This is a genomic window from Actinosynnema sp. NPDC004786, from assembly GCF_053601135.1.
On the sequence record NZ_JBSGBG010000013.1, the window covers coordinates 153,080 to 177,172 of the forward strand.

General features: G+C 74.3%; 26 protein-coding genes. 14 read left to right on the plus strand and 12 right to left on the minus strand.

The features are described 5' to 3' along the window. Nucleotides 1-2 precede the first annotated feature (2 nt). The 5 genes from ACWEFJ_RS14390 to ACWEFJ_RS14410 are packed head-to-tail and all read left to right on the plus strand — an operon-like array spanning nt 3 to nt 4,555. The gene (locus ACWEFJ_RS14390; RefSeq protein WP_449713987.1) at nt 3-740 is read left to right on the plus strand and encodes an adenosylcobinamide amidohydrolase; all 738 of its coding nucleotides are present in this window, start codon (nt 3-5) and stop codon (nt 738-740) included. Further along, nucleotides 737-1,225 carry a YbaB/EbfC family nucleoid-associated protein gene (locus ACWEFJ_RS14395; RefSeq protein WP_449713988.1) on the plus strand — a complete coding sequence of 163 codons (489 nt, stop codon included), beginning with the start codon at nt 737-739 and terminating at the stop codon, nt 1,223-1,225. Before ACWEFJ_RS14390 ends, ACWEFJ_RS14395 begins: the two co-directional genes overlap by 4 nt. Beyond that, nucleotides 1,222-1,530 (plus strand): WXG100 family type VII secretion target, encoded by a 309-nt coding sequence (locus ACWEFJ_RS14400; RefSeq protein WP_378088444.1) that lies wholly within the window; start codon nt 1,222-1,224, stop codon nt 1,528-1,530. Before ACWEFJ_RS14395 ends, ACWEFJ_RS14400 begins: the two co-directional genes overlap by 4 nt. Before the next feature lie 14 nt (nt 1,531-1,544). Next, on the plus strand, nt 1,545-4,271 hold the full coding sequence (locus tag ACWEFJ_RS14405; RefSeq protein WP_449713989.1) for a TNT domain-containing protein: 2,727 nt from the start codon (nt 1,545-1,547) through the stop codon (nt 4,269-4,271). Next, nucleotides 4,268-4,555 (plus strand): hypothetical protein, encoded by a 288-nt coding sequence (locus tag ACWEFJ_RS14410; protein ID WP_378088440.1) that lies wholly within the window; start codon nt 4,268-4,270, stop codon nt 4,553-4,555. The genes ACWEFJ_RS14405 and ACWEFJ_RS14410 overlap by 4 nt, the downstream gene beginning before the upstream one ends. On the opposite strand, the gene ACWEFJ_RS14415 is transcribed toward ACWEFJ_RS14410, so the two are convergent. Together ACWEFJ_RS14415 and ACWEFJ_RS14420 are read right to left on the minus strand one after the other, a co-directional pair. Continuing rightward, nucleotides 4,542-5,816, minus strand: a complete 1,275-nt coding sequence (locus tag ACWEFJ_RS14415) for an ATP-binding protein (RefSeq protein WP_378088438.1) — start codon at nt 5,814-5,816, stop codon at nt 4,542-4,544. The two genes, ACWEFJ_RS14410 and ACWEFJ_RS14415, sit on opposite strands and share 14 nt — an antisense overlap. Continuing rightward, nucleotides 5,816-6,481, minus strand: coding sequence for a response regulator transcription factor (locus ACWEFJ_RS14420; protein ID WP_378088498.1), 666 nt, complete (start codon nt 6,479-6,481; stop codon nt 5,816-5,818). The genes ACWEFJ_RS14415 and ACWEFJ_RS14420 overlap by 1 nt, the downstream gene beginning before the upstream one ends. 39 nt (nt 6,482-6,520) lie before the next feature. Between ACWEFJ_RS14420 and hisN the strand changes: the two genes are divergently transcribed. Next, nucleotides 6,521-7,306: a histidinol-phosphatase gene (gene hisN, locus ACWEFJ_RS14425; RefSeq protein WP_378088436.1), complete on the plus strand. Its 786-nt coding sequence runs from the start codon at nt 6,521-6,523 to the stop codon at nt 7,304-7,306. A 60-nt stretch (nt 7,307-7,366) separates the two neighbouring features. Here the strand turns inward: hisN and ACWEFJ_RS14430 are convergent, their stop codons facing one another. From ACWEFJ_RS14430 to ACWEFJ_RS14440, 3 genes are read right to left on the minus strand one after another with little or no spacing between them, the layout of a single operon-like run. Beyond that, nucleotides 7,367-7,918 (minus strand): GtrA family protein, encoded by a 552-nt coding sequence (locus ACWEFJ_RS14430; protein ID WP_449713990.1) that lies wholly within the window; start codon nt 7,916-7,918, stop codon nt 7,367-7,369. A gap of 36 nt (nt 7,919-7,954) precedes the next feature. Further along, nucleotides 7,955-8,473 carry a GtrA family protein gene (locus ACWEFJ_RS14435; protein WP_378088496.1) on the minus strand — a complete coding sequence of 173 codons (519 nt, stop codon included), beginning with the start codon at nt 8,471-8,473 and terminating at the stop codon, nt 7,955-7,957. Nucleotides 8,474-8,508: 35 nt separating this feature from the next. Beyond that, on the minus strand, nt 8,509-10,782 hold the full coding sequence (locus tag ACWEFJ_RS14440) for a sigma-70 family RNA polymerase sigma factor (protein ID WP_449713991.1): 2,274 nt from the start codon (nt 10,780-10,782) through the stop codon (nt 8,509-8,511). 230 nt (nt 10,783-11,012) lie between these two features. Here ACWEFJ_RS14440 and ACWEFJ_RS14445 point away from each other — a divergent pair, with 230 nt between their 5' ends. From ACWEFJ_RS14445 to ACWEFJ_RS14475, 7 genes are all read left to right on the plus strand, one after another. Next, nucleotides 11,013-11,738 (plus strand): GGDEF domain-containing protein, encoded by a 726-nt coding sequence (locus ACWEFJ_RS14445; RefSeq protein ID WP_378088431.1) that lies wholly within the window; start codon nt 11,013-11,015, stop codon nt 11,736-11,738. A 374-nt stretch (nt 11,739-12,112) separates the two neighbouring features. Further along, nucleotides 12,113-12,529: a GntR family transcriptional regulator gene (locus ACWEFJ_RS14450; RefSeq protein WP_378088429.1), complete on the plus strand. Its 417-nt coding sequence runs from the start codon at nt 12,113-12,115 to the stop codon at nt 12,527-12,529. Next, nucleotides 12,526-13,398 carry an ATP-binding cassette domain-containing protein gene (locus tag ACWEFJ_RS14455; protein ID WP_449713992.1) on the plus strand — a complete coding sequence of 291 codons (873 nt, stop codon included), beginning with the start codon at nt 12,526-12,528 and terminating at the stop codon, nt 13,396-13,398. The genes ACWEFJ_RS14450 and ACWEFJ_RS14455 overlap by 4 nt, the downstream gene beginning before the upstream one ends. Next, nucleotides 13,395-14,378, plus strand: coding sequence for a hypothetical protein (locus ACWEFJ_RS14460; RefSeq protein ID WP_449713993.1), 984 nt, complete (start codon nt 13,395-13,397; stop codon nt 14,376-14,378). The genes ACWEFJ_RS14455 and ACWEFJ_RS14460 overlap by 4 nt, the downstream gene beginning before the upstream one ends. 112 nt (nt 14,379-14,490) lie before the next feature. After that, complete coding sequence (locus tag ACWEFJ_RS14465; protein WP_378088423.1) at nt 14,491-15,687, plus strand: 5-(carboxyamino)imidazole ribonucleotide synthase; 1,197 nt, start codon at nt 14,491-14,493, stop codon at nt 15,685-15,687. 17 nt (nt 15,688-15,704) lie between these two features. Continuing rightward, the gene (purE, locus tag ACWEFJ_RS14470; protein WP_378088494.1) at nt 15,705-16,205 is read left to right on the plus strand and encodes a 5-(carboxyamino)imidazole ribonucleotide mutase; all 501 of its coding nucleotides are present in this window, start codon (nt 15,705-15,707) and stop codon (nt 16,203-16,205) included. Nucleotides 16,206-16,242: 37 nt separating this feature from the next. Further along, complete coding sequence (locus ACWEFJ_RS14475) at nt 16,243-17,406, plus strand: acyl-CoA dehydrogenase (protein WP_449713994.1); 1,164 nt, start codon at nt 16,243-16,245, stop codon at nt 17,404-17,406. 44 nt (nt 17,407-17,450) lie between these two features. On the opposite strand, the gene ACWEFJ_RS14480 is transcribed toward ACWEFJ_RS14475, so the two are convergent. From ACWEFJ_RS14480 to ACWEFJ_RS14495, 4 genes are all read right to left on the minus strand, one after another. Next, nucleotides 17,451-17,822 (minus strand): PASTA domain-containing protein, encoded by a 372-nt coding sequence (locus ACWEFJ_RS14480; RefSeq protein WP_378088406.1) that lies wholly within the window; start codon nt 17,820-17,822, stop codon nt 17,451-17,453. Continuing rightward, on the minus strand, nt 17,819-18,925 hold the full coding sequence (locus ACWEFJ_RS14485) for a VanZ family protein (protein WP_378088404.1): 1,107 nt from the start codon (nt 18,923-18,925) through the stop codon (nt 17,819-17,821). Before ACWEFJ_RS14485 ends, ACWEFJ_RS14480 begins: the two co-directional genes overlap by 4 nt. A gap of 112 nt (nt 18,926-19,037) precedes the next feature. After that, a complete protein-coding gene (locus tag ACWEFJ_RS14490; protein ID WP_378088402.1) occupies nt 19,038-19,517 on the minus strand; it encodes an SRPBCC family protein in 480 nt (159 codons plus the stop codon). Beyond that, on the minus strand, nt 19,507-19,845 hold the full coding sequence (locus ACWEFJ_RS14495; RefSeq protein ID WP_378088400.1) for an ArsR/SmtB family transcription factor: 339 nt from the start codon (nt 19,843-19,845) through the stop codon (nt 19,507-19,509). The genes ACWEFJ_RS14490 and ACWEFJ_RS14495 overlap by 11 nt, the downstream gene beginning before the upstream one ends. A gap of 143 nt (nt 19,846-19,988) precedes the next feature. Between ACWEFJ_RS14495 and ACWEFJ_RS14500 the strand changes: the two genes are divergently transcribed. After that, nucleotides 19,989-20,396 carry a DoxX family protein gene (locus tag ACWEFJ_RS14500; protein WP_378088398.1) on the plus strand — a complete coding sequence of 136 codons (408 nt, stop codon included), beginning with the start codon at nt 19,989-19,991 and terminating at the stop codon, nt 20,394-20,396. Nucleotides 20,397-20,405: 9 nt separating this feature from the next. Here ACWEFJ_RS14500 and ACWEFJ_RS14505 read toward each other — a convergent pair whose 3' ends face one another. From ACWEFJ_RS14505 to ACWEFJ_RS14515, 3 genes are all read right to left on the minus strand, one after another. Continuing rightward, nucleotides 20,406-21,101, minus strand: a complete 696-nt coding sequence (locus ACWEFJ_RS14505; protein WP_449713995.1) for a TIGR03089 family protein — start codon at nt 21,099-21,101, stop codon at nt 20,406-20,408. Nucleotides 21,102-21,326: 225 nt separating this feature from the next. Continuing rightward, a complete protein-coding gene (locus ACWEFJ_RS14510; protein ID WP_449713996.1) occupies nt 21,327-22,505 on the minus strand; it encodes an LCP family protein in 1,179 nt (392 codons plus the stop codon). Between the two features lie 86 nt (nt 22,506-22,591). Further along, a complete protein-coding gene (locus tag ACWEFJ_RS14515) occupies nt 22,592-24,073 on the minus strand; it encodes an LCP family protein (RefSeq protein ID WP_378088392.1) in 1,482 nt (493 codons plus the stop codon). Nucleotides 24,074-24,093: the final 20 nt, after the last annotated feature.

Sequence of the window (24,093 nt, forward strand, 5' to 3'; positions counted from 1 at the left end):
GGGTGGTCGAGCAGGCCGCGGCCGACGATCGCGGCACGCCCGGCCGCGCGGTGCCCGCGGTGGAACGGCACCCCGGCGTCCTGGTGTGGCGGCTGCCCCGGCCCGTGCTGGCGATCTCGTCCGGCCCGCACGGCGGCGGCCTGGGCGTCCGGCACTGGGCGTTGAACGCGACCGTGCCCAAGGACTACGCGCGCCTCGACCCGGACGTGCACGTGGGCGAGATCGCGGCCGGCCTCGGGCTGACGGGCCCCGGCACCGGTCTGCTCACCGCCGTGGACGTGCGGGACGTGGTGCTGGAGACCGACGGCGGCGTCCGGTCGTGGGTGACGACGGGGATCGGCGCGCACCCCACGTGGGCGGCCGGGCCGCCCGCCGGGGACCTGCCCGAGGTCGGCACGATCAACGCCGTGTGCGTGCTGCCGGTGCGGCTCGCGGACGCGGCCCTGGTGAACGCGGTCGCCACGGTCGCGGAGGCCAAGGCCCAGGCGTTGGGCGAGGCGGGCGTGCCGGGCACCGGGACCGTCACCGACGCGGTCGTGCTGCTGTGCCCCCTGGACGGGCCGGTCGAGCCCTACGGCGGGCCGCGGTCGGTGATCGGCTCGGCGTTGGCCCGCACCGTGCACCGCGCCGTCCACGCCGGGATTTCGCTGGAACGGGCGGGAACCGGGACCGCGGTCGTAACGTCCAACGCGCGACCGACGACCATGCCCGGCGACGGCGCAACCCGGAGGTGGCCGTGACGACCGATCACCGCGCCCAGGTGGACGAGCTGCTCGCCGACTACCGGCGCAGCCGCGACCAGCTGGCGTCCGTCCAGCGCGACCTGGCCCGGGTCTCCGGTTCCGCCACGAGCCCCGACGGCGCGGTCACCGCCGTGGTCGACGCCAGGGGCACGCTGGTCGACCTGGAGCTGGCCGACCACGCGTACCGGCTGCGGCCGGCGCAACTGGCCCAGCTGGTCCTGCGGACCGCGCAGGAGGCGGTGGCCAAGGCCGCGGAGGGCGCCTACCGGGCGCTGAGCCCCGTGCTGCCCGCCGGCACGGACCCGGAGGCGTTGCTGCGCGGCACCGCGGACCTCCGCCCGGAGGAGATCGCCCCCGAGCAGGCCGCGCCCGCCGCCCGCCGCCCGGTCGCCGACGACGAGGACTTCGAGCAGCGCGACTGGCTCGACGCCGACGCGGGCGCGCCCGTACCCACCCCGATCCGCGCGAGGAGAACGCGATGACCGGCTTCCACACCGACCTCGCCCGGCTCGCCGAGGGCGCGGAGGACTTCACCGCGTTCGCCGAGCGGGCCCGCAAGATCGCCGGGGACCTGGGCGGCGCGCTGGACTCGCTCGGCGAGTGCTGGGGCGGCGACGCGATCGGGCAGAGCTTCGCGGCGAGCCACGTCGGGCCGTCCGGCGAGGCGTTGAGCGGGTTGTCCGGCCTGAGCGCCGGGTTCGGCGGCGTCGGGGAGCGCTTCGCCGAGACCGCCCGCACGTACCGCGACACCGAAGAGGGCAACCGCACCGCGCTCGGCGCGATCTGACTCAGGGGGCCGTGATGGGGATCGAGCTGCCGGCCGAGCTGGCCGACGTCGCCGCCAAGGCCGGGGTGTCCTGGCCCCAGGCGGACGAGGACGCGTTGCGGGCGTCCGCCGCCGCGTGGCGGGAGGCGGGCGCGAAGCTCTCCACGTTGGCGGGCGAGTCCGACGGCTCGGCGGGCAAGGCGCTGGCCGCCCTGTCCGGCCCGACCGGCGAGGCGGCGCGCGGCCACTGGAACACGTTCACCGCGCCGGATGGCACGGTGAACACCGTGCTGCGCGGTTGCGCGGCGGCTGCCGACCGGCTGGACCACGCGGCCGAGCAGATCGGCGCGGCCAAGGTCGAGCTGGTGCGCGAGCTGGTCAACCTGGCGAAGAACACCGACGCCGCGCAGCAGGCCGCGAACGCCGGCCACCCGACGGCGTTGCTCGGGCTGGAGACGGCGGTCCGGGGCGCGGCGGCGAACGTCGCGCACCTGACCGACACGCTGACCAGCGCGGTGCGGCTGGACAGCGGTGTGCAGATCGGCGGGCACCGGCCGCCGGTCGACGTCAACCCCGGCGTGCACGCGCCCGGTGACGCCGGACCGGGCGCAGGTCCCTCGGAGGGCGGTCGCGGACCGCACGGCGGTGGGCCGGCCGGTGGGCTCCCGGGTGGTGGGTCGTCGGGTGGCGGCCTGGGCCTCGGGCTGCTGGACGGGTTGCTGCCCGGCGGGTCCGAGGGTTCCGGCGGTTCGGGAGGTGGCGCCGGCAGCGCCGCTCCGGCTGCCGCTGCTCCGGCTGCCGCTGCTCCGGGCGCTGCTGCTCCGGGTGCCGCTCCGGGTCACGGCCAGGCACCCGGCCTGATCGGCGGGCTCGTCGGCGCGGTGACGGACACGGTGAACGTGGTGGCCCAGCCGGTCGTGGAGACCGTCGACGTCGTGGGCGACGCGGTCGACCGCACCGTCCAGGGCGCGGCGGACGGGGTCCAGGGCGTCACGGAGACCGTGGCCCCGGGCCGCGACCACGGACCCGACCACGCGCCGGGTCACGGGCCGGGCCCCGATCACGTGCCGCCCGGTCGCGGCGGCACCCCGCCCGGACCGGGCACCGTCGTCGGCGACCTGGTGAACCCCGTGCTCGGCGCGGTGCCGGCCGCGGCGGGTCCGGTCGTGGACGCGGTGACCCGCACCGAGGGCACGGTCAACCAGTCGTCGGCGGCGGTCCTGGACCGCCCGCTGCTGCCACACGCCGAAGCGCCGCACGCGCCCGCGCAGCCCGCCGCGCCGGCCGCCAACCCGGCCGCGCCGCAGGGACCGTCGTTCAGCGGGCCGTCCCTCGGTGGTGGGCCGACGGGTGCTCCGGCCGCGGCTGCCGCTGCGGCTGCCGTCACTCCGGCACCGGCCGCCACCACCGCCCCCAACGCCCCCGCGACCACCCAGGCCCCGGGCCAGCAGCCCGGCCAGCAGACCGCCCCGAAGGCCGAGGCCAAGGCCGCCCAAGCCCCGCAACCCGGCCAGACCCCGGCGGGTCAGCCGGGCTCCGGCCAGCCCGGTTCGGCGCAGTCGGGTTCCTCGCAGTCGGGGCAGGCGCAGCCCGGCGCGAGCCAGTCCGGTTCGGCGCAGTCGGGGCAGGGCCAGTCGGGGCAGAACCAGTCCGCTCAGGGCCCGGGCAAGGCCGAAGCCGCCGCCAAGGCCGATGGGCAGGCCAAGCCCGAAGGCCAGGCCAAGGGCGAGGGCGCGGCCAAGCCCGACGCGCAGGCCAAGGGCGAGGCGGCCAAGGGCGAAGGCGCGGCCGCCCAGTCCCGGGACGACGCCGATCCCCGGGACCTCCGGGACACCCTGGCGGCCCTCGGCAGGCAGGTGGTCGACGGCGACCTCGCGTTCGCGATCCTCCCGCTGCCGACCGGCGGCCGGGCCGCCACCGGTCCGCTCGCGGCCGGCCCCCTCCCGGCCGGTCCGCTGTCCGGGGTCCTGCCGACCGAGGCCGACGACACCCCGCCCCCGGTCCGGGCCGCGCGGACGGCGCAGCCGACCACGGCAGCGGCGGCGGCGTTCCTGCTGCACATGTTCCCCGGCGGGATGCTCCCGCCGCCCGGCGCGACACCCGCCCGCCAGTTGCCGCCGCCGTCGGAGGACGAGGCGTTCGCGGCGGGCCTGCGCTTCCCGCCGCAGGGCCACCCGGACGGCCACCTGGTGGACACCTCCGCCCAACTCGGCCTCGACCTGCGGGCCGGCGGCCGGGACGGGCTGCGCTCCCGGCTCTCGGGCGCGGAGCCGACCGCGTCGGCGGACCCGGTGCCCGCAGTGAACCGGCCGCGCCTGGCGCTCGGCCCCGGCGGCGCGCCGGACCCGGCGCTGCTGGAGGGCCACGACCCGTTGGCCGGCATGCACGAACGCGACTGGGACCGCCGGTTCCTGGTCCGCGCCGACCCGCCCGAGTACGCCTGGCCGCCCGGCGAGCTGTTCCCCGAGGGCGGGTACGAGGAGGGCCGGCCGGGCGTGCTCGCGGTCGGCGTGGAGCTGGACCGGTTCGGCGGGCCGGAGGGCCGGGTGCTGTCCCAGCTCGGCACGCCCTTCGCCGAGCGCTCGCTGCCGCCCGCGCTGGTCGGCGCTGGCTACCACCGCTACCGGGTGGTCCGGGTGCTGCCGGTGTGGTTCACGCTGTCCGCCGAGTGGTTCGGCCAGCCCGGCGGTGGTGTGCGGTACCGGGCCACCCACCCGGTCGCCGACCTGGTCGCGCTGGGCTACCTGGAGGAGATGGCATGAACGCGGAGTCGGTCCAGGGCTGGCTGCTGGCGGTCGGCGTGCCCGCGGAGGTCGTGTCGATCGGCGCGGAGGCCGACAACACGTGGTGCCTGCTGCCGACCGAGGAGGGCTTCGAGGTCTTCTGGCGCGAGCAGGGCAACCGGTACGACTGGGCGGCGTTCACCAGCGAGGACGTCGCCTGCCACTACCTGTTCGGCCGGCTGGTGTGGGCGCAGGTCGTGCGCGGCGTGGTCGGCGTGCTGCCCCGGACCGCCGAACCGGAGGCCGCCCCTACCGAGGCGTGAGGTCGGTCCGCCAGGTCACGCCCACCACGTCCTCGGCCTTCGGCACGGGCAGGAACAGCGCGAACGTCGCGGGCCGGGCGGTGGACAGCTCCAGCCGCCCGCCGTCGGCGTCCACCAGGGCCCGCGCCAACGCCAAACCCACACCGGTGGACCCGCCGCCGGACACGCCGCGCTCGAAGATGTGGTGCGCGAGTTCGTCCGGCACGCCCGCGCCCCCGTCGGCGACCTCCACGACGACCGTGCCGTCGTCACGGCGCGCGGAGACGACAACCATGCCTTCGCCGTGCCGCAGCGCGTTGTCCAGCAGCACGCCGATCGCCTCACGCAGTCGCGCGGGCGTGGCACGCGCCAGCAGCCCTTCCGGCACCTTCACCCGCAGCGCGCGTCCGACGCGGCGCAGCGGTTCGCGCCACTCCTCGGCGATGGCCGTCAGCTCCGAGCCCAGGTCGAGCGGTTCCGCGCCGACCGCGCGGGCGGCCCGTGCCGCGGCCAGCATCTCGTTGAGCACCTCGGCCAGCCGTTCGGCCTGCTCCAGCGCGGCCTTGGCCTCCGTGGCGATGTCCGGCTCCTGGTGCAGCGACAACGCCTCCAACCGCAGCTGCAACGCGGTAAGCCGGCTGCGCAGCTGGTGCGAGACGTCGCCGACCAGCTCGCGCTCCCGCTGCACGAGCTGCGCCAACGCGCCCGCCGACCGGTCCAGCGCCTCGGCCACGAGGTCCAGCTCCGGCACGTCGTGCCGCCGGTCGTCGCGCCGGAAGTCGCCCGCGCCCAGCCGCGCCGCGCGGGCCGCCACGTGCCGCAACGGCTGGGCGAGCCGGCGCGCCGTCACCGTGGCCACCACCGTGCCGGTGCTCACCGACAGCACGACCAGCAGCACCACCAGCGCGGCGACCTGGTACTGCGCGGTGCGCATGGGCGCGGACGACACCTCCAGCCGCACCGTGCCCTGCTGCGCGATCGGCACCTCGACCGACAGCGGGTTGTCACCGGGCGTGCGGCCGAACTCCTGCTGTCCGCCGGAGGAGGTCACCAGGAGGTGGCCGCCCTCGGGCACGCCGACCTCGACCGGCTTGAGGTCGATCTCGCGGCCGCTCGCGATCTGGTCGTCGATGGACGCCGCGATCCGCTGCGCCCGCGCGGCCAGGTCGGTCTTCGCGCCGTCCTCCACCAGCCGCAGGGCCGTGTAGCCGAGCGGGATGCCGAGGGCGAACCCGGTGACCGCGACGGCCAGCAGGATCGCCCGCAGGATCCGGCCGCGCATCAGTCTGCGGTGTTGAAGCGGAAGCCGACGCCGCGCACGGTGGCGATGCGGCGCTCCACCGAGCGCACGTCACCGAGCTTGCGGCGCAGCCACGACATGTGCATGTCGAGGGTCTTGCTGCTCTTCAGCTCCGGGTCGTTCCAGACCTCGGAGAGGATCTCGTCGCGGTGCACCACCTGGCCCGCGCGTTGGATCAGCACGCGCAGCAGCTCGAACTCCTTGTTCGCGAGCTGCACCTCCAGCCCGTCCACGGTGACGCGGCGCGCGGCCAGGTCCATGCGCACGCCGTTCACCTCCAGCGTGCCGGGCGCGCGGCGGCGCAGCAGCGCCCGGATGCGGGCCATCAGCTCGGCCAGCCGGAACGGCTTGGCCACGTAGTCGTCCGCCCCCGCGTCGAGGCCCACCACGAAGTCGACCTCGTCGGACCGCGCGGTGAGCATCAGCACCGGCAGGCCGCGACCGCCCGCGCGCAGCCGGCGGCACACCTCCAGCCCGTCCATCCCGGGCAGGCCGAGGTCGAGCACCAGCAGGTCGATCCCGCTGTGCGTGGCGGCCTCCAACGCACCCGGACCGTCGGTGACGACCTGCACCTGGTAGCCCTCCCGCTGCAACGCGCGGGAGAGGGGTTCGGCGATCGCCGGGTCGTCCTCGGCCAACAAGACCACGCTCACGACAACCAGCGTAGGCGTGGCACGATCCCGTGCGTGTCCGACCTTCGCGCAGATCTGTCCCTGGCCCTCCGGTTGGCCGACGAAGCCGACAGGATCACCACGACCCGCTTCCGCGCCCGCGACCTCGTGGTGGAGCGCAAGCCCGACCGCACGCCCGTGACGGACGCCGACGTGGCGGTCGAGGACGCGCTGCGGGCGGTGCTCGCGGCCGAGGCCCCGGGCGACCTGGTCGCGGGCGAGGAGCGCGGCGGCACGGCGGGCGACGGCCGCACGTGGGTGGTCGACCCGATCGACGGCACCAAGAACTTCCTGCGGGGTGTACCCGTCTGGGCGACCCTGATCGCCTTGGTGGTGGACGGCCTGCCGGTGGTGGGCGTGGTCAGCGCGCCCGCGCTGGGCCGTCGCTGGTGGGCCGCCGCGGGCGGTGGCGCGCACACGTCGGACGCGTCGGGCGAGCGGCCGATCTCGGTGTCGGGGGTGCGGGAGCTGTCCGACGCCTACCTGTCGACCACGCACCTGGGCACGTGGGTCGAGCACCACTCGCGGGAGGCGTACCTGGCGCTGGTGGACGCGTGCTGGGAGAACCGGGCGTTCGGCGACTTCTGGCAGCACTGCCTGGTCGCGGAGGGCGCGATCGACCTGGCCGCGGAACCGATCGTGAACCCCTGGGACGTCGCGCCGTTCCAGGTGCTGGTGACGGAGGCCGGTGGGCGGTTCACCGACCTCGGCGGCGCGGCGCGCTTCGACGGCGGGACCGTGCTGACGAGCAACGGGCACGTGCACGACGCGGCGCTGGAGGTCCTGGCCGGGGGCCGCTGAGCGGCCCGCGCCGCGGGTCGCGGCCGTCACGTGCGGTCGAGGACAGGGCGCGCGTCGGCGTCAGGCGTGGTCGGTCGGGTTCTCGTCCGCCGGGCGGTCGTAGGCCCGCGTCACCCGGCGCGGGCGGAAGTCGGCCTCCGGGAAGACCCACTTCTTGTAGCCCCACCAGCGGAACGCCATGGCGATCAGGGTGCCGATGATCTGCGCGCTGACGAAGTCGGCCACCTCCTCGCCGATCCGGCTCACGTGCGGCTCCTGGAGGTGCAGCAGGTAGCGCGACACCCACAGCGGCAGCGAGTTGAGCGCGATGCCGATGCCGTTGACGAGGAAGAACAGCGCCGCCTCGTGGTGCCGCTCGCGCCCGCCCCGGGTCTTGAACGACCACTCCCGGTTGAGCACGTACGACACGATCGTGGCCACGAGCGTGGCGACGATCTTCGCCGTGACCGGCTTCTCGGCCAGCACGGTCGTCTTGAGCACGAAGAAGATGACCGTGTCGATGACGAAGCACGTGCCGCCGACGACGGCGAACTTCAGCAGCTCTCTGTGCTTGAGGGCCAGCGAGCGCAGCGGTTCGGGCAGGCGCAGGACGACGTTCTCGGCTACGGACACCCCGGCAGTGTACGGAAACCGGGGTGAACGGCCTGTTCAGGCGACCTCGCGCTGCTCCTCCGGCACCACGCGCAACGACCGCACGGACGGTCGCGCGTCGGCCTGGGGGAACACGAACTTCCGCATCGCCCAGTACTTGAACCCGGTGGCCAGCAGCATGCCGATCACCGAGCCCGCGACGAAGTCGGCCACCTCGGAGTGCAGGTCGAACACGTGCCGCGAGACGTACAGCGGCAACAGGTTCACCCCGATGCCCATGCCGCTGACCAGGAAGAACAGTGCCGCTTCGTGGTGCCGCTCACGGCCGCCGCGGGTGTGGAAGGACCACTCGCGGCTCAGCACGTACGACGCGATGACCGCCACCAGCACCGCGATGGCCTTCGCCGTGACGACCTTGTCCTGGAGCACGGTCAGCTTGAGCGCGTACCAGACGCCGTTGTCGATCAGGAATGTCGTGCCGCCCACGACGGCGAAGCGGATCAGCTCACGGTGCTTGTTGATCAGGAAGCGGAGCGGTTCGGGTAGCGAGCCCACTACCCTGCGCACTAGTGGCAGCACCGGGGCAGGTTACCGATGCCGTGATCGAACGATCACGAAGGGGTGCGGCAGTGACCGGGCAGCAGGTCGTCGAGCAGCGGCGGCAGCCACGGCGGCCGGGGTCGGCACGGTTCGCTGCGCGTGGGTGACGTCGGCGTCGTGGTGGTCGGCGCGGTCGTGGCGGGCGTGGTCGTGGTGGTCGGTGCGGGCGTGGACGGCTCCGTGGTCGGCGCCGGTGTCGTCGTGGTCGGCGCGGGCGGTTCGGTGGTCGTGGGCGCGCCGGGCGTGGTCGTGGTGGTCGTCGTCGGGGTCGGGCGCGTGGTGGTCGGCTTCGGGGTGGTGGTGCCGGTGGGCGGCTCCGGCTGGTGGTCGTCGCCACCGCCCGGTCGGCCGGGGACGGGCACCTCGACGCTCTCGGACGCGTTGCCGAGGGTCGCGCCGACCCGCACCACGCCTTCCCGGTGCGGCCACCCGACCGCCCACACCGACAACCGGAACGACTCGCCGCGCGCCAACGGCGCCACGCACGTGATGCGGCGCGGCGACCGCTCGCAGCCGGGCCACAGCGTGACGAGCACGACGTGCCCGTCCGACTCCACGACCAGCCGCAGGTCGCCCGCCCGGCCGCCGGTGTTGGTGACCTTGACGTCCAGGCGCGGGTCCCAGAACCCGTGCTGCCACGTCCGGACCTGGAGGTCGAGGTCGTCGCGCGCCGGGCGCACCTCGACGTCGACCGCAACCGCGACGCTCACCGACGTGCCGGCGGTGACCGTGCCGGTGATCCGGCCCGTCACCGCCTCGGGGTCGGCCTGGACCCGGAACACGAACGTGGCCGTGCCGCCGGGCGCGAGGCCCCGGGTGGTGGCGCACGTCACCGTGCCCGTGCCCGCCGGGCAGGTCACCGACTGGTCGGCCGCGCCGTCGAACCGGACCGGGCGCGGACCGGCGAAGGACGCGGCCGGGCCGACGGACCGCACGCCGGGCGGCAGGGCCAGCACCGCGCTCGCGGGCTCCGACGCCGTCCCCCCGGAGTTGCGCACCACGATCGGCAGGTCGACGGGGTCGTCACCGGGGGTCAGCGTGAACCCGCTGGGCACCACGGGCACCAGGTTCGGCGGCGTGGGCTGCGGTTCCGGTTCCGGCTGCGGTTCGGGTTCCGGCTCCGGGTTCGGAGCCGGCTCGGGGTCGGGCGCGGCCTCCGTGGTCGGCGCGGGTTCGGTCGTCGGTTCGGTCGTCGGTTCGGTCGTGGGCTCCGGCGTCGGGGACGGCTCGGTCGTCGGCTCCGGCGTCGCGGTGGGCGCGGGCGGTGAGGGCTGGGTGGTCGGCGCGACCTGCGTGCTGGGCGCCGGCACGGCCTGCGCCGCGGGCACCTCCTGCTCGCCGCCGGACGCCAGGCCGATCGCCACCGCGACCACCAGGGCGGCGGCCGACGCGGCGGCCCCGAGCAACTGCCGCGGCAGGGAGGTGGCGGCGCCCGCCGCACCGCCCGCGCCGGCGGCGGCGACCGCGGCGGCCTTGGCGGTGCCCGCGCCGGCCGCGGCCAGGTAGCCCGTCGCGCCGACGCCGAGCACCAGCGGCGCGATGATCCCGCGCAGCGCGCCGTTGACGTCGGCCAGTTCCGCGGCCAGCGCCCGGCAGTCGGTGCACTCGTCCAGGTGGGCCTCGACCTGCGTGGTCTCCCGCTTGGACAGCCCGCCGCGGGTCCACGCGCCGAGCCGGTCCACGGTCGCGCGGCAGCGCTCGGCCTGCGTCTCGGCCAGGTGCACCTGCAGGTACGCCTGCTTGAGGCCCTCGCGGGCGCGGTAGGCGAGCGCGGACACGCCGTTCGCGGTCAGGCCGAGCAGCGGCGCGACCTCGGCGGGCGACTGACCCTCGATCTCGGTGTGCCACAGCACGGTCTGCCAGCGCTCGGGCAGCCGGGCGAACGCCTTGGCCGCCAGCGACCGCTCCAGCCCGGCCACGGCGGTGTCCTTGAACGGCACGCTCGTCGCCTCGGGCGCGACCTCGGCCACGTCGTCGGCCAGCTCGACCTTGCGGTCCCGGCGGGTCTTGTCGTAGGCGGTGTGGCGCAGCGCGGTGAGCAGGTAGGCGCGGAACGCCGAGTCGGGACCGCGCCCGGCCCGCAGCGCGTCGAGGACCTTCGCGAAGGCGTCCGAGACCAGGTCGTCGGCTTCGGCGGACGACCGGGCGAGCTGGCGGGCCAGGTTGTACGCGGCGGTGACGTGGCGTTCGTAGAGCTCCCCGTAGGCGTCCGTCGACCCGCCGCGCACGGAGTCGATCAGCTCCGCGTCGCTCGGTCCCTGGACTTCGGCAGGAACGGTCGCCACGTGTCTCTTCCCTCCTCGCGCGGCGCCAGTGTGACGCACCGGGTCGCGCACCGTCACCTCCAACCCCCCGACCGGGTGGAGTAAGTGCCGTCATGGATGACTTTGGTCGACGTCTCCTGTGCGGAACCGATCGTCGAGGAGGCATCCGGGTGGGTGTTCGGGAAGCGGTTGCACAGCGCTCGGGGGCCGGCGGGTCGCGGGCACTGCGGTCCAGGTGGCGCACCGCCACGATGGCCGCGGGCTGGGCGTTCCCGGCGGACTGGCAACTCGCGGAGGTGGACGACGTCTGCCGGGCCGTGCTGGGCGACGGCGACGCCTGCGCCGAGCTGTACCGGTTGGGGGGTGCGCGGGCCGAGGCGGGCGCGGGGCTGGGGGAGACGCTGCTGGACCTCGCGGCGCTGCACGCCGTGCTGTCGGAACCGGAGGGCTCGACCGGGATCGTGTCGCCGAGCGTGGACGCGATCCCGGCGCGGATGCTGCGCTCCACCGCGCTGGGCTGGGGCGACGTGATGAGCAGGCGGGCCGCGAGCTGCGCGGCGGACAACCCGCTGACCGGCCTGGCCACGCCCGCCTACCTGCGCACCAGGTTGCGCGAGGTGTACGCGGAGGCGCGGGCCGCCGGCCGGCAGGAGCACGTGCTGGTGTTCGTCGCGCTGGACCTGAGCCGGACGTCCGGGTGGTCGCGCGTGGTGGCGATGACGCTGCTGGCGGACGCGTTGAAGGAGGTGTTCGACGCGGGCGAGACGGTGGCCTCGGCCGGCCCGGCGGTGGCGTGCGTGCTGCTGCGCCGCGACCGCCACCTGCCGCGGGCGCTGGCCAACCTGCGGGTGCTGACCGCGGACCGGCTCGCCGTCGACCCGCACGTCGCGCCGGCCGGCCCGGTCCGGGTCCGGGTGGAGGAACTGCCCCCGACCTGGGACGACGCCGTGGCGCTGATCGCCGGCGCGAGGAGCTGACCCGCCGCTCGCCGGCGTGCGGGCGGGGGCCCGCGTCGAATCGGGGTGCGGGCGGGAGGGGCGCGCCGGGCCGGGTCGGCGCGCGAGGGGAGCGGCGCGTCGGCCGGGGCGGGCTGCCCACCCACCGCTGCTCCTCGGAGCAGTTGCAGTCGCCCGACCGGCTTGCCGTCGATCGCGGTCGCGCCCCAGCCGTACTTCGCGTCCTTGCCGGTGTCGTCGTCGGAGATGCGCCACCACCCGTCCGGGGCGGGAGGGGTCGCCGGCCGGGCGAGCCGAGAGAGGACCGCCGCGTGCGCCGTCCCGGCTTGACAGCCCGCCATGCGCGCGCGGTATGTTCCGGTGTGTTAGTCAAGTAGAACAATTTGGAGCATCGGGTGGAGTTCCGCATCGACCGGTCCAGCGGCCTCCCCGCCTACCTGCAGCTCGTCCACCAGGTGCGGCAGGCGCTGCGCCTGGGCTGGCTGCGGCCGGGCGACCGGCTGCCGACCGTCCGCGACGTCGTCGCGAGGAGTGGTGTGAACGCGAACACGGTGCTCAAGGCATATCGGGAACTGGAGCTGTCCGGTCTGGTCGAGGCCCGCCAGGGCTCGGGCACGTTCGTCAAGGCGGGCCTCGGCTCGACCGATCCGGAGGTGATGGCCGAGCTGCGGGCGCGGCTGGCCACGTGGGTCGGCGAGGCGCGGGGGGCCGGGTTGGACGCAGAGGACATCGACGCGCTGGTGCGCTCCGTCCTCACCGGGGGCGGGGACGACGACCAGGCAATGGCAGGGGAGGGGGTGGTGGTCCGATGAGCAGGAAGGTCGCGCCCGCCGACGACACCGGATCAGCGGTGCGGGCGCGGGCGCTGGGCAAGCGCTACCGCGCCAAGTGGGCGTTGCGGGACTGCACGTTCGAGCTGCCCGCCGGCCGGGTGGCGGCGCTGGTGGGCGCGAACGGCGCGGGCAAGACGACGTTGATGACGGTCCTGGCCGGACTCCTCGACGCCGACGAGGGGTCGGCGGACGCGGTGGGCCGGGTGGCGTTCGTGCCGCAGGACAAGCCGGTCTACCGGCACTTCACCGCGACCGACGTGCTGCGCCTGGGCGCGCGGCTGAACGCGGTCTGGGACGAGGCGCGGGCCCGCCGCTGGCTGGCGCGCTTCGACGTCCCGCTGGACGCGCCGTGCGGCCGGTTGTCCGGCGGCCGGCGGGCGCAGGTGGCGTTCGCGCTGGCCATCGGCTCGCGGCCGGACGTGCTCCTGCTCGACGAACCGATGGCCGACCTCGACCCGCTGGCCCGCCGCGAGGCGACCGCCGAGCTGCTCGCCGAGGTCGCCGACACCGGCATGACCGTGCTGCTGTCCACGCACCTCGTCACGGAGCTGTCCGGCGTCGCCGACCACCTGCTGCTCCTCGCCCACGGGCGGCTGCTCGCGGGCGGCGACCTGGACGAGCTGCTCGACCGGCACGTCTCCTGCACCGGCCCGCGCTCGGACGCGCCGCCCGTGCCGGGCGAGGTCGTGGCCGCGCGGCACGTCGACAACCAGTCGACGTTCCTGGTCCGGCTGCCCGTGGGCGCGCCGCGCCCGGTGGCGGCGGCACCGTGGGTGCTGCGACCCCCGACGGTGGAGGACTACGTGCTGACGCAGCTCGAAGCCGGCCGGAACGGGGTCGCCGCATGAGCGCCACCACGACGGCCGGCGCCACGACCGGGCGCGCCCGGGTCGGCTGGGGCGACCTCGCGTGGCTGACCTGGCGGCAGCACCGCTGGACAATCCTCGCCACGGCCGTGCCCGTGCTCGCGGCGATCGCGCCGGCGCTCGGCATGGCCCTGCACGTGGACGCGACCGGTGACACGCACGAGCTGCTCGGCGAGTGGAGCTACCTGAGCGTGGCGCAGGCGCTGGCGCTGCTGCCCGGCCCGCTCGGCCTGGTGATCGCGGTGTTCTGGGCCGCGCCGCTGCTGTCGCGGGAGTACGAGCAGCGCACCCACCTGCTGGTGTGGAGCCAGGACGTGACCCCGCTGCGCTGGCTCGCGGCCAAGGTCGTGCTGCTGGGCGCGGCGGCCGCGGGGTTGGCCGCCGGCCTGGGCCTGGCCCTGGTCACGCTGATGAACAGCCTGAACGCGGTGCACGACGGCTACCCGCCGTTCCACCCGTTCGGGAGCGACGCCTTCGAGGCGGCGCCGCACGTCCAGGCGGGTTACGCGGTGTTCGGCTTCGCGCTCGGCCTGCTGGCCGGCGCGACGACCCGGCGCACGGTGCCGGCGATGGGGCTCGCCCTGGTCGGGCTCGGCGCGGCGCGCCTGCTCGTGGCGCGGCTCTGGCGGCCGCACTACGACGAGCCGCTGCGCCGGGTGACGCCGTACGAGCAGTACGCGAGGTCCCCCGACCTGGGGCGTGACGGCGCGTACCGGGTGGCCGGCGGCTACGCCGACCCGGCGGGCAACGAGATCCCGTTCCCGGCGGGCTGCCACGGCGCCACGAGCAACGACGGGTACATCGGGTGCCTGGTCGACCACGACGTGCACTACTTCGTCGACTACCACCCGGTCGAGCGCCTGGCGTCGTTCCAGCTGATCGAGTTCTCGATCTTCGCCGGGCTCGCCGCCGCGCTGTTCGCGCTCGCCTTCGCCGCGGTCCGCCGGGCCCGTCGGGTCTGACGCCCGGACCGGCACACCGCGGCAACCCTGCCGCAGGGGTTCCGCGCGCCTGGGGAGGCGCGCGGGACCTCTGCCCGAGGCGTCGCGTTTGTGCAGGTAGACTCACCGAACCGTGGACTCCCGAACCCGTCTCCCCGCTGTTGGCATGATCGGCGGCGGCCAGCTCGCCCGCATGACGCACCAGGCCGCCATCCCGCTCGGCCAGTCGTTGCGGGTGCTCGCCGAGTCGGACTCCGACCCCGCCGCGCTCGTCGCCCGGGAGGTGGAGCTGGGCAGGCACACCGACCTCGACGCGTTGCGCGCGTTCGCCAAGTCGTGCGACGTCGTGACGTTCGACCACGAGCACGTGCCGCAGGAGCACCTGCACGCGCTGGTCGCCGAAGGGGTGAAGGTGTTCCCCGGGCCGGAGGCCCTGCTGCACGCGCAGGACAAGCTCGTGATGCGCGAGCGGCTGGCGGAGCTGGGCGTGCCCGTGCCGCCGTTCACCGCCGTGCGGGAGGTGGCCGACGTGCTGGCGTTCGGCGCGGGGCACGGGTGGCCGTGCGTGCTGAAGGCCGTGCGCGGCGGTTACGACGGCCGCGGGGTGTGGATGTTGAACACACCGCAGAGCGCGCAGCGGGTCGTGCCCGAGCTGCTGGCGGCCGGCACGCCGTTGATGGTCGAGCAGTGCGTGCCGATGCGGCGCGAGCTGTCCGCGCTGGTCGCGCGGTCGCCGTTCGGGCAGGGCGCGGCGTGGCCGCTGGTGGAGACCGTGCAGCGGGAGGGCATCTGCGTCGAGGTGCTGGCGCCCGCGCCGGGTGCGAGCGAAGCCCTCGCCGAGCAGGCCCAGGAGCTGGCGCTGCGGGTCGCGTCCGAGCTGGGCGTCGTGGGGCTGCTCGCGGTGGAGCTGTTCGAGACGGCGGACGGGCTGGTCGTCAACGAGCTGGCCATGCGCCCCCACAACTCCGGCCACTGGACCATCGAGGGCTCGCGGACCTCGCAGTTCGAGCAGCACCTGCGGGCCGTGCTGGACTACCCGCTCGGCGCGACGGACCTCGCCGCGCCCGCCGTCGTCATGGCCAACGTCCTGGGCGCGTCCTCGCCGTCCGAGATGGGGCCGGACGAGCGGTTGCACCACCTGTTCGCCCGGTTCCCCGACGCGCACGTGCACCTGTACGGCAAGGCGGAGCGGCCGGGGCGCAAGATCGGTCACGTGACGCTGGTCGGCGAGCACATGGACGAGGTGCGGCAGCGGGCTCGGCTCGCCGCGCACTGGCTGTCCGACGGCGTGTGGCCGGACGGGTACGACATCCACGGAGGAGAGCAGTGACGCACGTCGGCGTGATCATGGGCAGCGACTCGGACTGGCCGGTGATGAAGGCCGCGGCCGAGGCGCTGGCCGAGTTCGACGTGAGCTACGAGGTGGGCGTGTACTCGGCCCACCGCACGCCGCAGCGCATGCTCGACTACGCCGCGACGGCCGCGTCGCGCGGGCTGCGGGTGATCATCGCCGGGGCGGGCGGCGCGGCGCACCTGCCGGGCATGGTGGCGTCGGCGACCGTGCTGCCGGTGATCGGCGTGCCGGTGCCGTTGAAGCACCTCGACGGGATGGACTCGCTGCTGTCGATCGTCCAGATGCCGGCGGGCGTGCCGGTGGCGACGGTGTCGGTCGGCGGCGCGCGCAACGCCGGGCTGCTCGCCGTGCGGGTGCTGGCGGCGTCGGACCCGGCCCTGCGACAGCGGATGGCGGAGTTCCAGTCGTCGCTCGCCGACCTCGTGCTGGAGAAGGACGCGGCGCTGCGGGCTGTTGCGGACGGCACAGCGGACAAGGGAGTGAACGCGCGCTAACATCCTGGTAGGACGCCCTACCGGGAGGTAACTCAACGTGGACCCGAGCTTCGGTACCTACCAGCTCGCCGAGGAGCACGAGGCACTGCGCGAGGCGGTCCGGGCGCTCGCCGACAAGGAGATCGCCCCGCACGCCGCCGACGTGGACGAGCGCGAGCGCTTCCCGGTCGAGGCGTTGAACGCGCTGGTCAAGTCGGGTTTCGCGGCCGTGCACGTGCCGGAGGAGTACGACGGTCAGGGCGCCGACTCGGTGGCGACGTGCATCGTGATCGAGGAGGTGGCGCGCGCGTGCGCGTCGTCGTCCTTGATCCCGGCGGTGAACAAGCTCGGGACCATGCCCATCCTGCTCTCGGCGTCGGAGGAGCTGAAGCGGCAGGTGCTGCCGAGCGTCGCGTCCGGCGAGGCGATGGCGTCGTACGCGCTGTCCGAGCGCGAGGCCGGCTCCGACACGGCGTCGATGCGGACGCGGGCCAGGCTCGACGGCGACCACTGGGTGCTCAACGGCACGAAGTGCTGGATCACCAACGCGGGCGAGTCCACTTGGTACACGGTGATGGCCGTGACCGACCCCGACGCGCCGAAGAAGTCGCAGGGCATCTCGGCGTTCGTCGTGCACAAGGACGACCCGGGTTTCGTCGTGGGCACGAAGGAGCGCAAGCTCGGCATCAAGGGCTCGCCCACGCGCGAGATCCACTTCGAGGACTGCACGATCCCCGAGGACCGCATCATCGGCGAGCCCGGCACCGGGCTGAAGACGGCGCTGCGCACGCTGGACCACACGCGTCCGACCATCGGCGCGCAGGCCGTGGGCATCGCCCAGGGCGCGCTGGAAGCCGCCGTGGCCTACGTCAAGGACCGCAAGCAGTTCGGCAAGGCGATCGCCGAGTTCCAGGGCGTCCAGTTCATGCTCGCGGACATGGCCATGAAGATCGAAGCGGCCCGCCACATGGTCTACGTCGCCGCCGCGAAGGCCGAGCGGGGCGAGCCGAACATCGGCTTCATCACCGCGGCGGCCAAGTGCTTCGCGTCCGACGTGGCGATGCAGGTGACGACGGACGCCGTGCAGCTCTTCGGCGGCGCCGGCTACACGCGCGACTTCCCGGTGGAGCGCATGATGCGCGACGCGAAGATCACCCAGATCTACGAGGGCACGAACCAGATCCAGCGCGTGGTCATGTCGCGCGCCCTGCTCAACGGCTGAAGCCGGGGGCGGCCCGGTGTGCGCGGGGCCGCCCGCCGGGACGGCTACTCGCCCGTCTTCTTCGCCGACAGCAGGATCTCGGTGTCGCAGTCCACGACCTGACCCGCGGGCACGCTCTGCGCGGTGGTGGTCCAGTTCCGGTCGACCACCAGCAGTCGGCCCTGGCCGGTGGCGTCCTCCTCGCGCAGCTTGAAGAACCCGGCGGCCTGCAGGGTGTCCTGGGCGGCCTGGTGGACCATGCCGACGACGTCGGGGACCGTGCACGTCCCGGCGGCGGTGGCCGGTGGTTCGGTCGGCGCGGCGGGTTCCGTCGCGGGGGTGACGGCGATGGTCGGGCCCGGGGTGGTCGGGGTCGGCGAGCAGGCGGCCAGCGCGGCGACGGCGGCCAGCGCGACGGATGAGCGGATGATCCTCACTGCGTTCCTCCCGGCGGTGGGGTTGCCCGGATCACTGGGACGCCGCGGCCGGTCGGGTGGCCACCGGGCGGTGTCGCGGGGACGGCGCGGGTGCCGGCGACCAGGTCCGGCCACCCGCGTTGGTCGCGGCGGAAGGCCGGGACCACGAAGGCCCCCAGCGCGAAGAACGCCAGGACGCCCAGGTCCAGGGCGAACCACCACGCGGACGGGGCCAGGGCGGTGTACGCGATCAGGCCCGTGAGGCCCAGCAGCTCCCGCAACGCGATCCGCGGCGGGGTGGCGCGGGCGCCGTCGGCACGGCGCAGGTGGTACCGCAGCAGCCACCCGCCGGGGGTCCGGCCGTCGGTCACGGACGGCAGGAGCACGCGCATCACGACGGCCAGTGCCACGACCCACCAGGGGTTGTCGTCGAAGACCAGGTGCGCGACCGCGATCAGCAGGACGACGTCCGCCAGGAGGGCGAGCAGCCGGCGCGGCAGGGTCACCGTGCCCGGCGGGGCGGCCGACGCGTCCGGGTGCGGCACGGTCGGCACGACCAGCGCCACCGGCGCGACCATCCACCCCACCAGCGCGCCGGCGGTGTTGGAGATCAGGTCGTCCACGTCGGCGGTGCGGTACGGGCACGGGTACGCGCCCAGGTTCCCCGTGTACTGCACCACCTCGACGGCCAGCGAGACGCCGAGCCCGATCGCGATCACGGCGAGCGGCCCGCGGCCGTACGCCTTGCGCAGCACCACGCCCAGCGGCACGAACAGGGCGACGTTGAACGCCTGCTGGAGGAACACGGTCGACGTGACCACGGCCCCGACCCCGGACCGGCCGTTGGCCGTCAGGTTGTTGCGCATGTCCGTCACCCACCGGAACGGCGTGGTGGACAGCATGTCCTCGCCGTCGCACACCAGCGCCGTCGGGAACGGCAGGAAGATCAACGCCGACGCGACCAGCCCGTACGCCAGCAGCCCGTACAGGACCACCGCCCGCCGCGGTTCCACCCGCCCGAACCGGTAATAGTGCAGGACCACCAGCGGCAGCAGGACCAGCACGCCGACGCCCACGAACGCCGCGAAGCCCGTCCGCACGGACTCCAGGTACGAACTCAGCATGTCCACCGATCCGGTTCACGGTCCCGCGACGAAGGTCAACCCGCTCCATAACCCCGCCGCGCGGCGACCAAACCCGATCCGCGCGCGTTGCCGCCGAACGGACGCCCGGCGCTCAGCCCGCCGTCGCGAGGTACGCGGCCAGCCGCTCGTAGCTGACGTCGGCCCCGTCCTTCATCCCGGTCCCCAGCGCGCGGTCGCGGTCGGCCTGGGACGGGTACCGCATCGTCTGCACGACGGTCGTGCGGTCGCCGTCGGCGATGAACTCGGTGGTGTTGACCGTGGCCGGCCACCCCGGTCCCCACGACTCGGTCTGCACGGTCCTCGACCAGGGCGTGACCTCGCGGTACTCGCCGGACATCGCCATCTCGCCGCCGTCCTCCCGCCGCCACACCATGTGCCAGCGCCCGCCCGGCCGCAGGTCGATCTCGCACACCGGCATGGTCCAGCCGTCCGGGCCGAGCATCCAGCGCGCGACGTGCTCGGGCTTGGTGAACGCCTCGAACACCAGCCGTTGCGGCGCGTCGAACGTCCTGGTGAGGGCCACCTCGACGGCGGACGGCGTGGTCCACCGCGTGGTCGTGTCAGTCGTCACGGTCCTGCTCCTTCATGGTCTCCAGGTAGGCGTCCAGGCGGCGGTGGCTGTCGTCCCAGAACCGGCGGAAGCCGTCGGCCCACTCGGCCACCTCGCGCAGCGGCGTCGCGTCGAGCGCGCACGGCCGCCACTGCGCGTCCCGGCCACGGGTGATGAGCCCCGCCCGCTCCAGCACCCGCAGGTGCTTGGAGACCGCCGGGCCGCTCATCGCGAACGGCTCGGAGAGTTCCTTCACGGTCGCCGCGCCGTCGGCCAGCCGGGCCAGGATGGCCCGCCGCGTCGGGTCGGCCAGCGCCGCGAAGGTCGTGCTCAGGGGGTCGTCCGCCATGTGTACCTAACCGATCGGTTATCTAACTGATTGGTTTTCTACGCGCCTGTCGAGTCGCTGTCAACGGTCGTCGTGCGACGGGAAGTCGTTGAAACTTCATATAACTTCGGGGACGACGGGTCGTCCACACGAAGGGGAACGCAATGCTCAAGGACGTGGCAGCGCTCATCGGCCGCCTCGGCGTGGGAGTGGTCTTCATCGCCCACGGGTGGCAGAAGGTGGCCGAGTGGGGGCTCGGCAACACGGCCACCGCCTTCGCGGGCATGGGCGTGCCGCTGCCGACGGTGTCCGCCTGGTTCGCCGCGGTCGTCGAACTCGCCGGCGGCGCGCTGCTCGTCCTCGGCGTGGCGACGCCGGTGGTCGGCGTGCTGCTGGCCGTGGACATGCTCGGCGCGCTGCTCCTCGTGCACCTGCCGAACGGCCTGCTGGGCCAGGGCGGCTACGAGCTGGTGCTGGTGCTCGGCGCGGCGGCGCTCGCGGTCGGGTTCAACGGCGGGTCGCTGTCCGTGGCGCGGCTGGTCGCCCGGCGCAGGGTCGAACAGCCCGGGTGACGGCTCGCGTCAGCCGACCAGGTCCAGGGTCGTCTGCTCGCCGGCGCGGCGCGCGGCCAGCAGGTCCGGTGCGGCGTTGCTGCACTGGACCAGCGAACCGCCGCCCGCCAGCACGGCCAGGAAGCCGTTCAGGAGCCCGTCCGGCAGCGTCCACTCCACAGTGGACAGCACGCGCGACGCGGTCGTGATGCCCAGCGTGGCCGCCCGCTGGTGCGCCTCCTCGACCACCTCGTCCACTGTGGACCGCAACAGGGCCGGGGTGTCGCCGGGGACCGGCTCCCAGGGCGCGAAGTCGTCGCCGAACACGCGCACGTCGTCGTTGTAGTCCACGGGCGCGCCGCTGCCCAGGCCCATGGGGTGCAACGACGCGACGGCCGTGACGACGGCTCCGGGGGCCTCGCCGCCGGGCGCCACGACCGCCACCTTCGCGCCCGTCGGGTCGTTGGTGACCGCCGCGCCGCACCACCACGCGCCCAGCAGCACGCCGGCCGTCTGCCAGTGCGCGGGCAGCAGCACGGCGACCGGGTCGCCCGGCTCGACGTCGTGCTCGTCACGCAGCCAGTTCGCCGTCTTGGCCGCCCAGTTCCGGACGGTGGCCCGCGACAGCTCGACCCGGGTGCCCGCCGCGTCGTCGTAGTGCGTGATGAGGGGCCGGCCGGGGTTCGCCGCGAACAGCGGCGCGAACAGCGCATCCGTGACGGTCATGCCGCCAACCTTGCCACGCTCCCACCCCACCTTGCCGCCCCCACCCCTCACAACCGCGCGTGTCCTACGTTCGCGTCGCGCGTGTCCTACGTCCGGAACACCCGAGTTGAACGTTCAGAACACGGCCCGCCGTCCTGAGCGTTCAACTCGGGGTACGCGAACGTAGGACACGCGCGTTCCGAACGTAGGACACGCGCGTTCTGGATGTAGGACACGCGTGGTTGGTTAGTCGATGCAGGGTGGGGTTGGTTGGGCGGCGGCGCGGTGGCGGGGGCCGTCCAGGGTGAGGAGGTGGGGGGAGGTTAGGCGATTGGGTGAGGTGGAGGTGGGGGTGGGAGACGGAGTGGGGGTGGGGGTTTTGTCGCCCAGGAGGCGGGTGACGAAGGCCTTCACCTCGGCCGGGTCCACGGTGACGATGCTCTGGCCGCGCTCGTTGCGCGCGCCCACGCCGGTCACCGGGATGGTCGCGAACTCGACGTTGCCGCCCGCCAGCCCGCGCGCCTGGTTCGCGAACGTCGCCAGGTCCAGCTTCTCGTCCACCACGATCGACTTGCTCACCGCGTCCAGCAGCCCGGACATCCGCGACGGGTCGGCGAGCGTCCCCGCCGACAGCAGCTTCGACATCGCCGCCGACATGAACACCTGCTGCCGCGTGATCCGCCCGAGGTCGCCGCCCGGGATGCCCTTGCGCTGCCGCACGAACGCCAACGCGTCACCGCCCGAGATCGACTGCACGCCCGCGCGGAAGTCCGCGCCCGAGTCCGGGTCCGACGTGGCCTGCCTCAGGCACACGTCCACCCCGCCGATCACCTCGGTGAGCAGGTAGAACCCGTACAGGTTGATCTCCGCGTAGTGGTCCACCCGCACGCCGGTCAGGTCCTGCACCACCTGCACCAACGCCCGCCGGCCCGCCTGGTCGCCCAGCTTCGACCGCTCGGCCAGGTCGGCCACGCCCTCCGCGGCCAGCCGCTCCATCGTGCGGTACTTCGTCACCCCGTACGCGGAGTTGATCTTCTCCTCGCCGATGTCCGGGATCGGCACGTAGGTGTCCCGCGGGATCGAGACGGCGTGCGCCTTGCTCCCGTCGTGCGGCACCCGCATCACGATGATCGTGTCCGTGTTGACCGTGTCCGTCGCCTCGGTGCGCAACTGCCGCAGCACGTGCTCCGGCAGCGCCACGCCCTGGGCGTCCGTGCGGCTGTCGCTGCCCACGAGCAGGATGTCGGTCGCGCCGTCGTTGGCGGGCGGCGCGTTCGGCACGTCCGACAGCACGGTCAGCACGTCGGTCGTGTTCACGCTCTCCTGCACGCGCTTCAGCGTCGACCAGCCGTACCCGGCCGCCGCCAGGACGGCCGCGGACAGCAGCGCGACGAGAGCGCGTCCCGCGATCACCGCAGCCTTCACCGGCGATTCCTCCTACTGGTGGGTGTCCGTCCAGGCTAACCACCTTCGGCCGGTCGGACGCCCGGGTTCACCAGGAGGTGGGTGTTTCAGTTCACGCAGACCACGCCGTCGGCCGTGATCGGCGGGGTGGAGCTGGTGGTGGGCGTGATCCGCGTCCCGGTGACGTCCGCGGACGCCGGGTCCGACTGGTCCGGCGGCGCGTAGTCGGCGCCGGCGAACACCAGAACCTGCCCCCCGGGCACGGAGTCGTCCTCGACGGCCTCGGCGTTACCGCCCAGGGCGTGGATCACCTTTTCGGCGCTCGCCCGCTCGCCCGGCGCGTGCCGCACGGTCGTCGTGTCGGCGTACGCCGCCGAGGCGGCGGAGCCCCGCGCGAACCCCTTCGCGGCCAACGTGTCGAGCACGGTGGCGGCCAGCCGGTTCACCCCGGCCGCGTTGTAGACGTTGACGGTGATCTGCGAGTTCGGCGGCCCGGCCGGGGTGGTGGTCGTGACCGGGGCCTTCGACGGGTCCTCGTCGGTCGCCAGGCCCTTGATGAACTCGCGCACCCGCGCCGGGTCGACCGGCAGCACGTTGCCGTCGGTCCACGTGTCCGTCGGTTCGCCCACCGGGATGGTGCGGAACTGGATGTTGCCGCCGACCAGGCCGCGCATCTGCTCGGCGAACGTGGTGATGTTCCACCCCTCGCTCAGCACGACCGACTTCTTGACCGCCGTCACCAGCTCCTCCAGCCGCTGGAAGTCGGTCAGCGTGCCGGTGGACAGCACCTTGCGGGCCAGCGCGCCGATGAACACCTGCTGCCGCACGATCCGGTCCAGGTCGCCGCCGGGCAGCCCGTTGCGCTGCCGCACGAACGACAGCGCCTTCGCGCCCTCGATCGTCTGCCGGCCGGCCGGGAAGTCCGCGCCCGAGTCGCGGTCGCGGGTGGCCTGGTTCAGGCACACCTCCACGCCGCCGAGGGCCTTCGTGACCTCGTAGAAGCTGGCCAGGTTGACCTCGGCGTACCGGTCGACCACGATCGCGCCGCCGGTGAGCTGCTCGATGGTCTTGCGCAGCGTCCGCCGGCCCGCGAGCGTCGACTCCAGCTCGATGCGCGCCTCGTCGGTCACGCCCTGCTCGCGCAGCCGCTGCGCGGTCTCGTTCTTCTGCCGGGCCAGCGCCGAGTTGAGCTTGTGCTTGCCGAACCCGTCCGCGATCTCCACGTACGCGTCGCGCGGGAACGAGATGGCCACCGCGCGCGTGCCGTCCTGGGGGATGTGCACCAGGATCATCGTGTCGGTGTTCATGGTGCCGTCCGCCACACCGCCGTTGAGCAGCGCCAGCACCTCGTCGGACAGCGGGTTGCCCTGCGCGTCGGTGCGGCTGTCGACGCCCACCAGCAGGATGTCGATCGCGCCGTCCAGCGGCTTGCGCGCCACCCCGTTGGCGTCCTGGGTGACCGAGGACGGGATCACGTCGGTGGTGGTGATGTCCTCGTCGATGTCGCTGAGGTAGTACCAGCCGTACCACGTGACGACGAGCACAGCCGCCGACAGCAGCGCCAGCAGTGAACGCGCCGTGAGCGCCACTGCACGCAGAGCAGCCGATC

Excerpts from the sequence above, each read along its gene's own strand:
- ACWEFJ_RS14485 (WP_378088404.1), bottom strand. The coding sequence starts at position 18,925 with ATGCTGAGTTCGTACCTGGAGTCCGTGCGGACGGGCTTCGCGGCGTTC.
- ACWEFJ_RS14505 (WP_449713995.1), bottom strand. The coding sequence starts at position 21,101 with ATGACCGTCACGGATGCGCTGTTCGCGCCGCTGTTCGCGGCGAACCCC.
- ACWEFJ_RS14500 (WP_378088398.1), top strand. The coding sequence starts at position 19,989 with ATGCTCAAGGACGTGGCAGCGCTCATCGGCCGCCTCGGCGTGGGAGTG.
- ACWEFJ_RS14495 (WP_378088400.1), bottom strand. The coding sequence starts at position 19,845 with ATGGCGGACGACCCCCTGAGCACGACCTTCGCGGCGCTGGCCGACCCG.
- ACWEFJ_RS14400 (WP_378088444.1), top strand. The coding sequence starts at position 1,222 with ATGACCGGCTTCCACACCGACCTCGCCCGGCTCGCCGAGGGCGCGGAG.
- ACWEFJ_RS14445 (WP_378088431.1), top strand. The coding sequence starts at position 11,013 with ATGGCCGCGGGCTGGGCGTTCCCGGCGGACTGGCAACTCGCGGAGGTG.
- ACWEFJ_RS14405 (WP_449713989.1), top strand. The coding sequence starts at position 1,545 with ATGGGGATCGAGCTGCCGGCCGAGCTGGCCGACGTCGCCGCCAAGGCC.
- ACWEFJ_RS14460 (WP_449713993.1), top strand. The coding sequence starts at position 13,395 with ATGAGCGCCACCACGACGGCCGGCGCCACGACCGGGCGCGCCCGGGTC.
- purE (WP_378088494.1), top strand. The coding sequence starts at position 15,705 with ATGGGCAGCGACTCGGACTGGCCGGTGATGAAGGCCGCGGCCGAGGCG.
- ACWEFJ_RS14415 (WP_378088438.1), bottom strand. The coding sequence starts at position 5,816 with ATGCGCGGCCGGATCCTGCGGGCGATCCTGCTGGCCGTCGCGGTCACC.
- ACWEFJ_RS14410 (WP_378088440.1), top strand. The coding sequence starts at position 4,268 with ATGAACGCGGAGTCGGTCCAGGGCTGGCTGCTGGCGGTCGGCGTGCCC.
- ACWEFJ_RS14455 (WP_449713992.1), top strand. The coding sequence starts at position 12,526 with ATGAGCAGGAAGGTCGCGCCCGCCGACGACACCGGATCAGCGGTGCGG.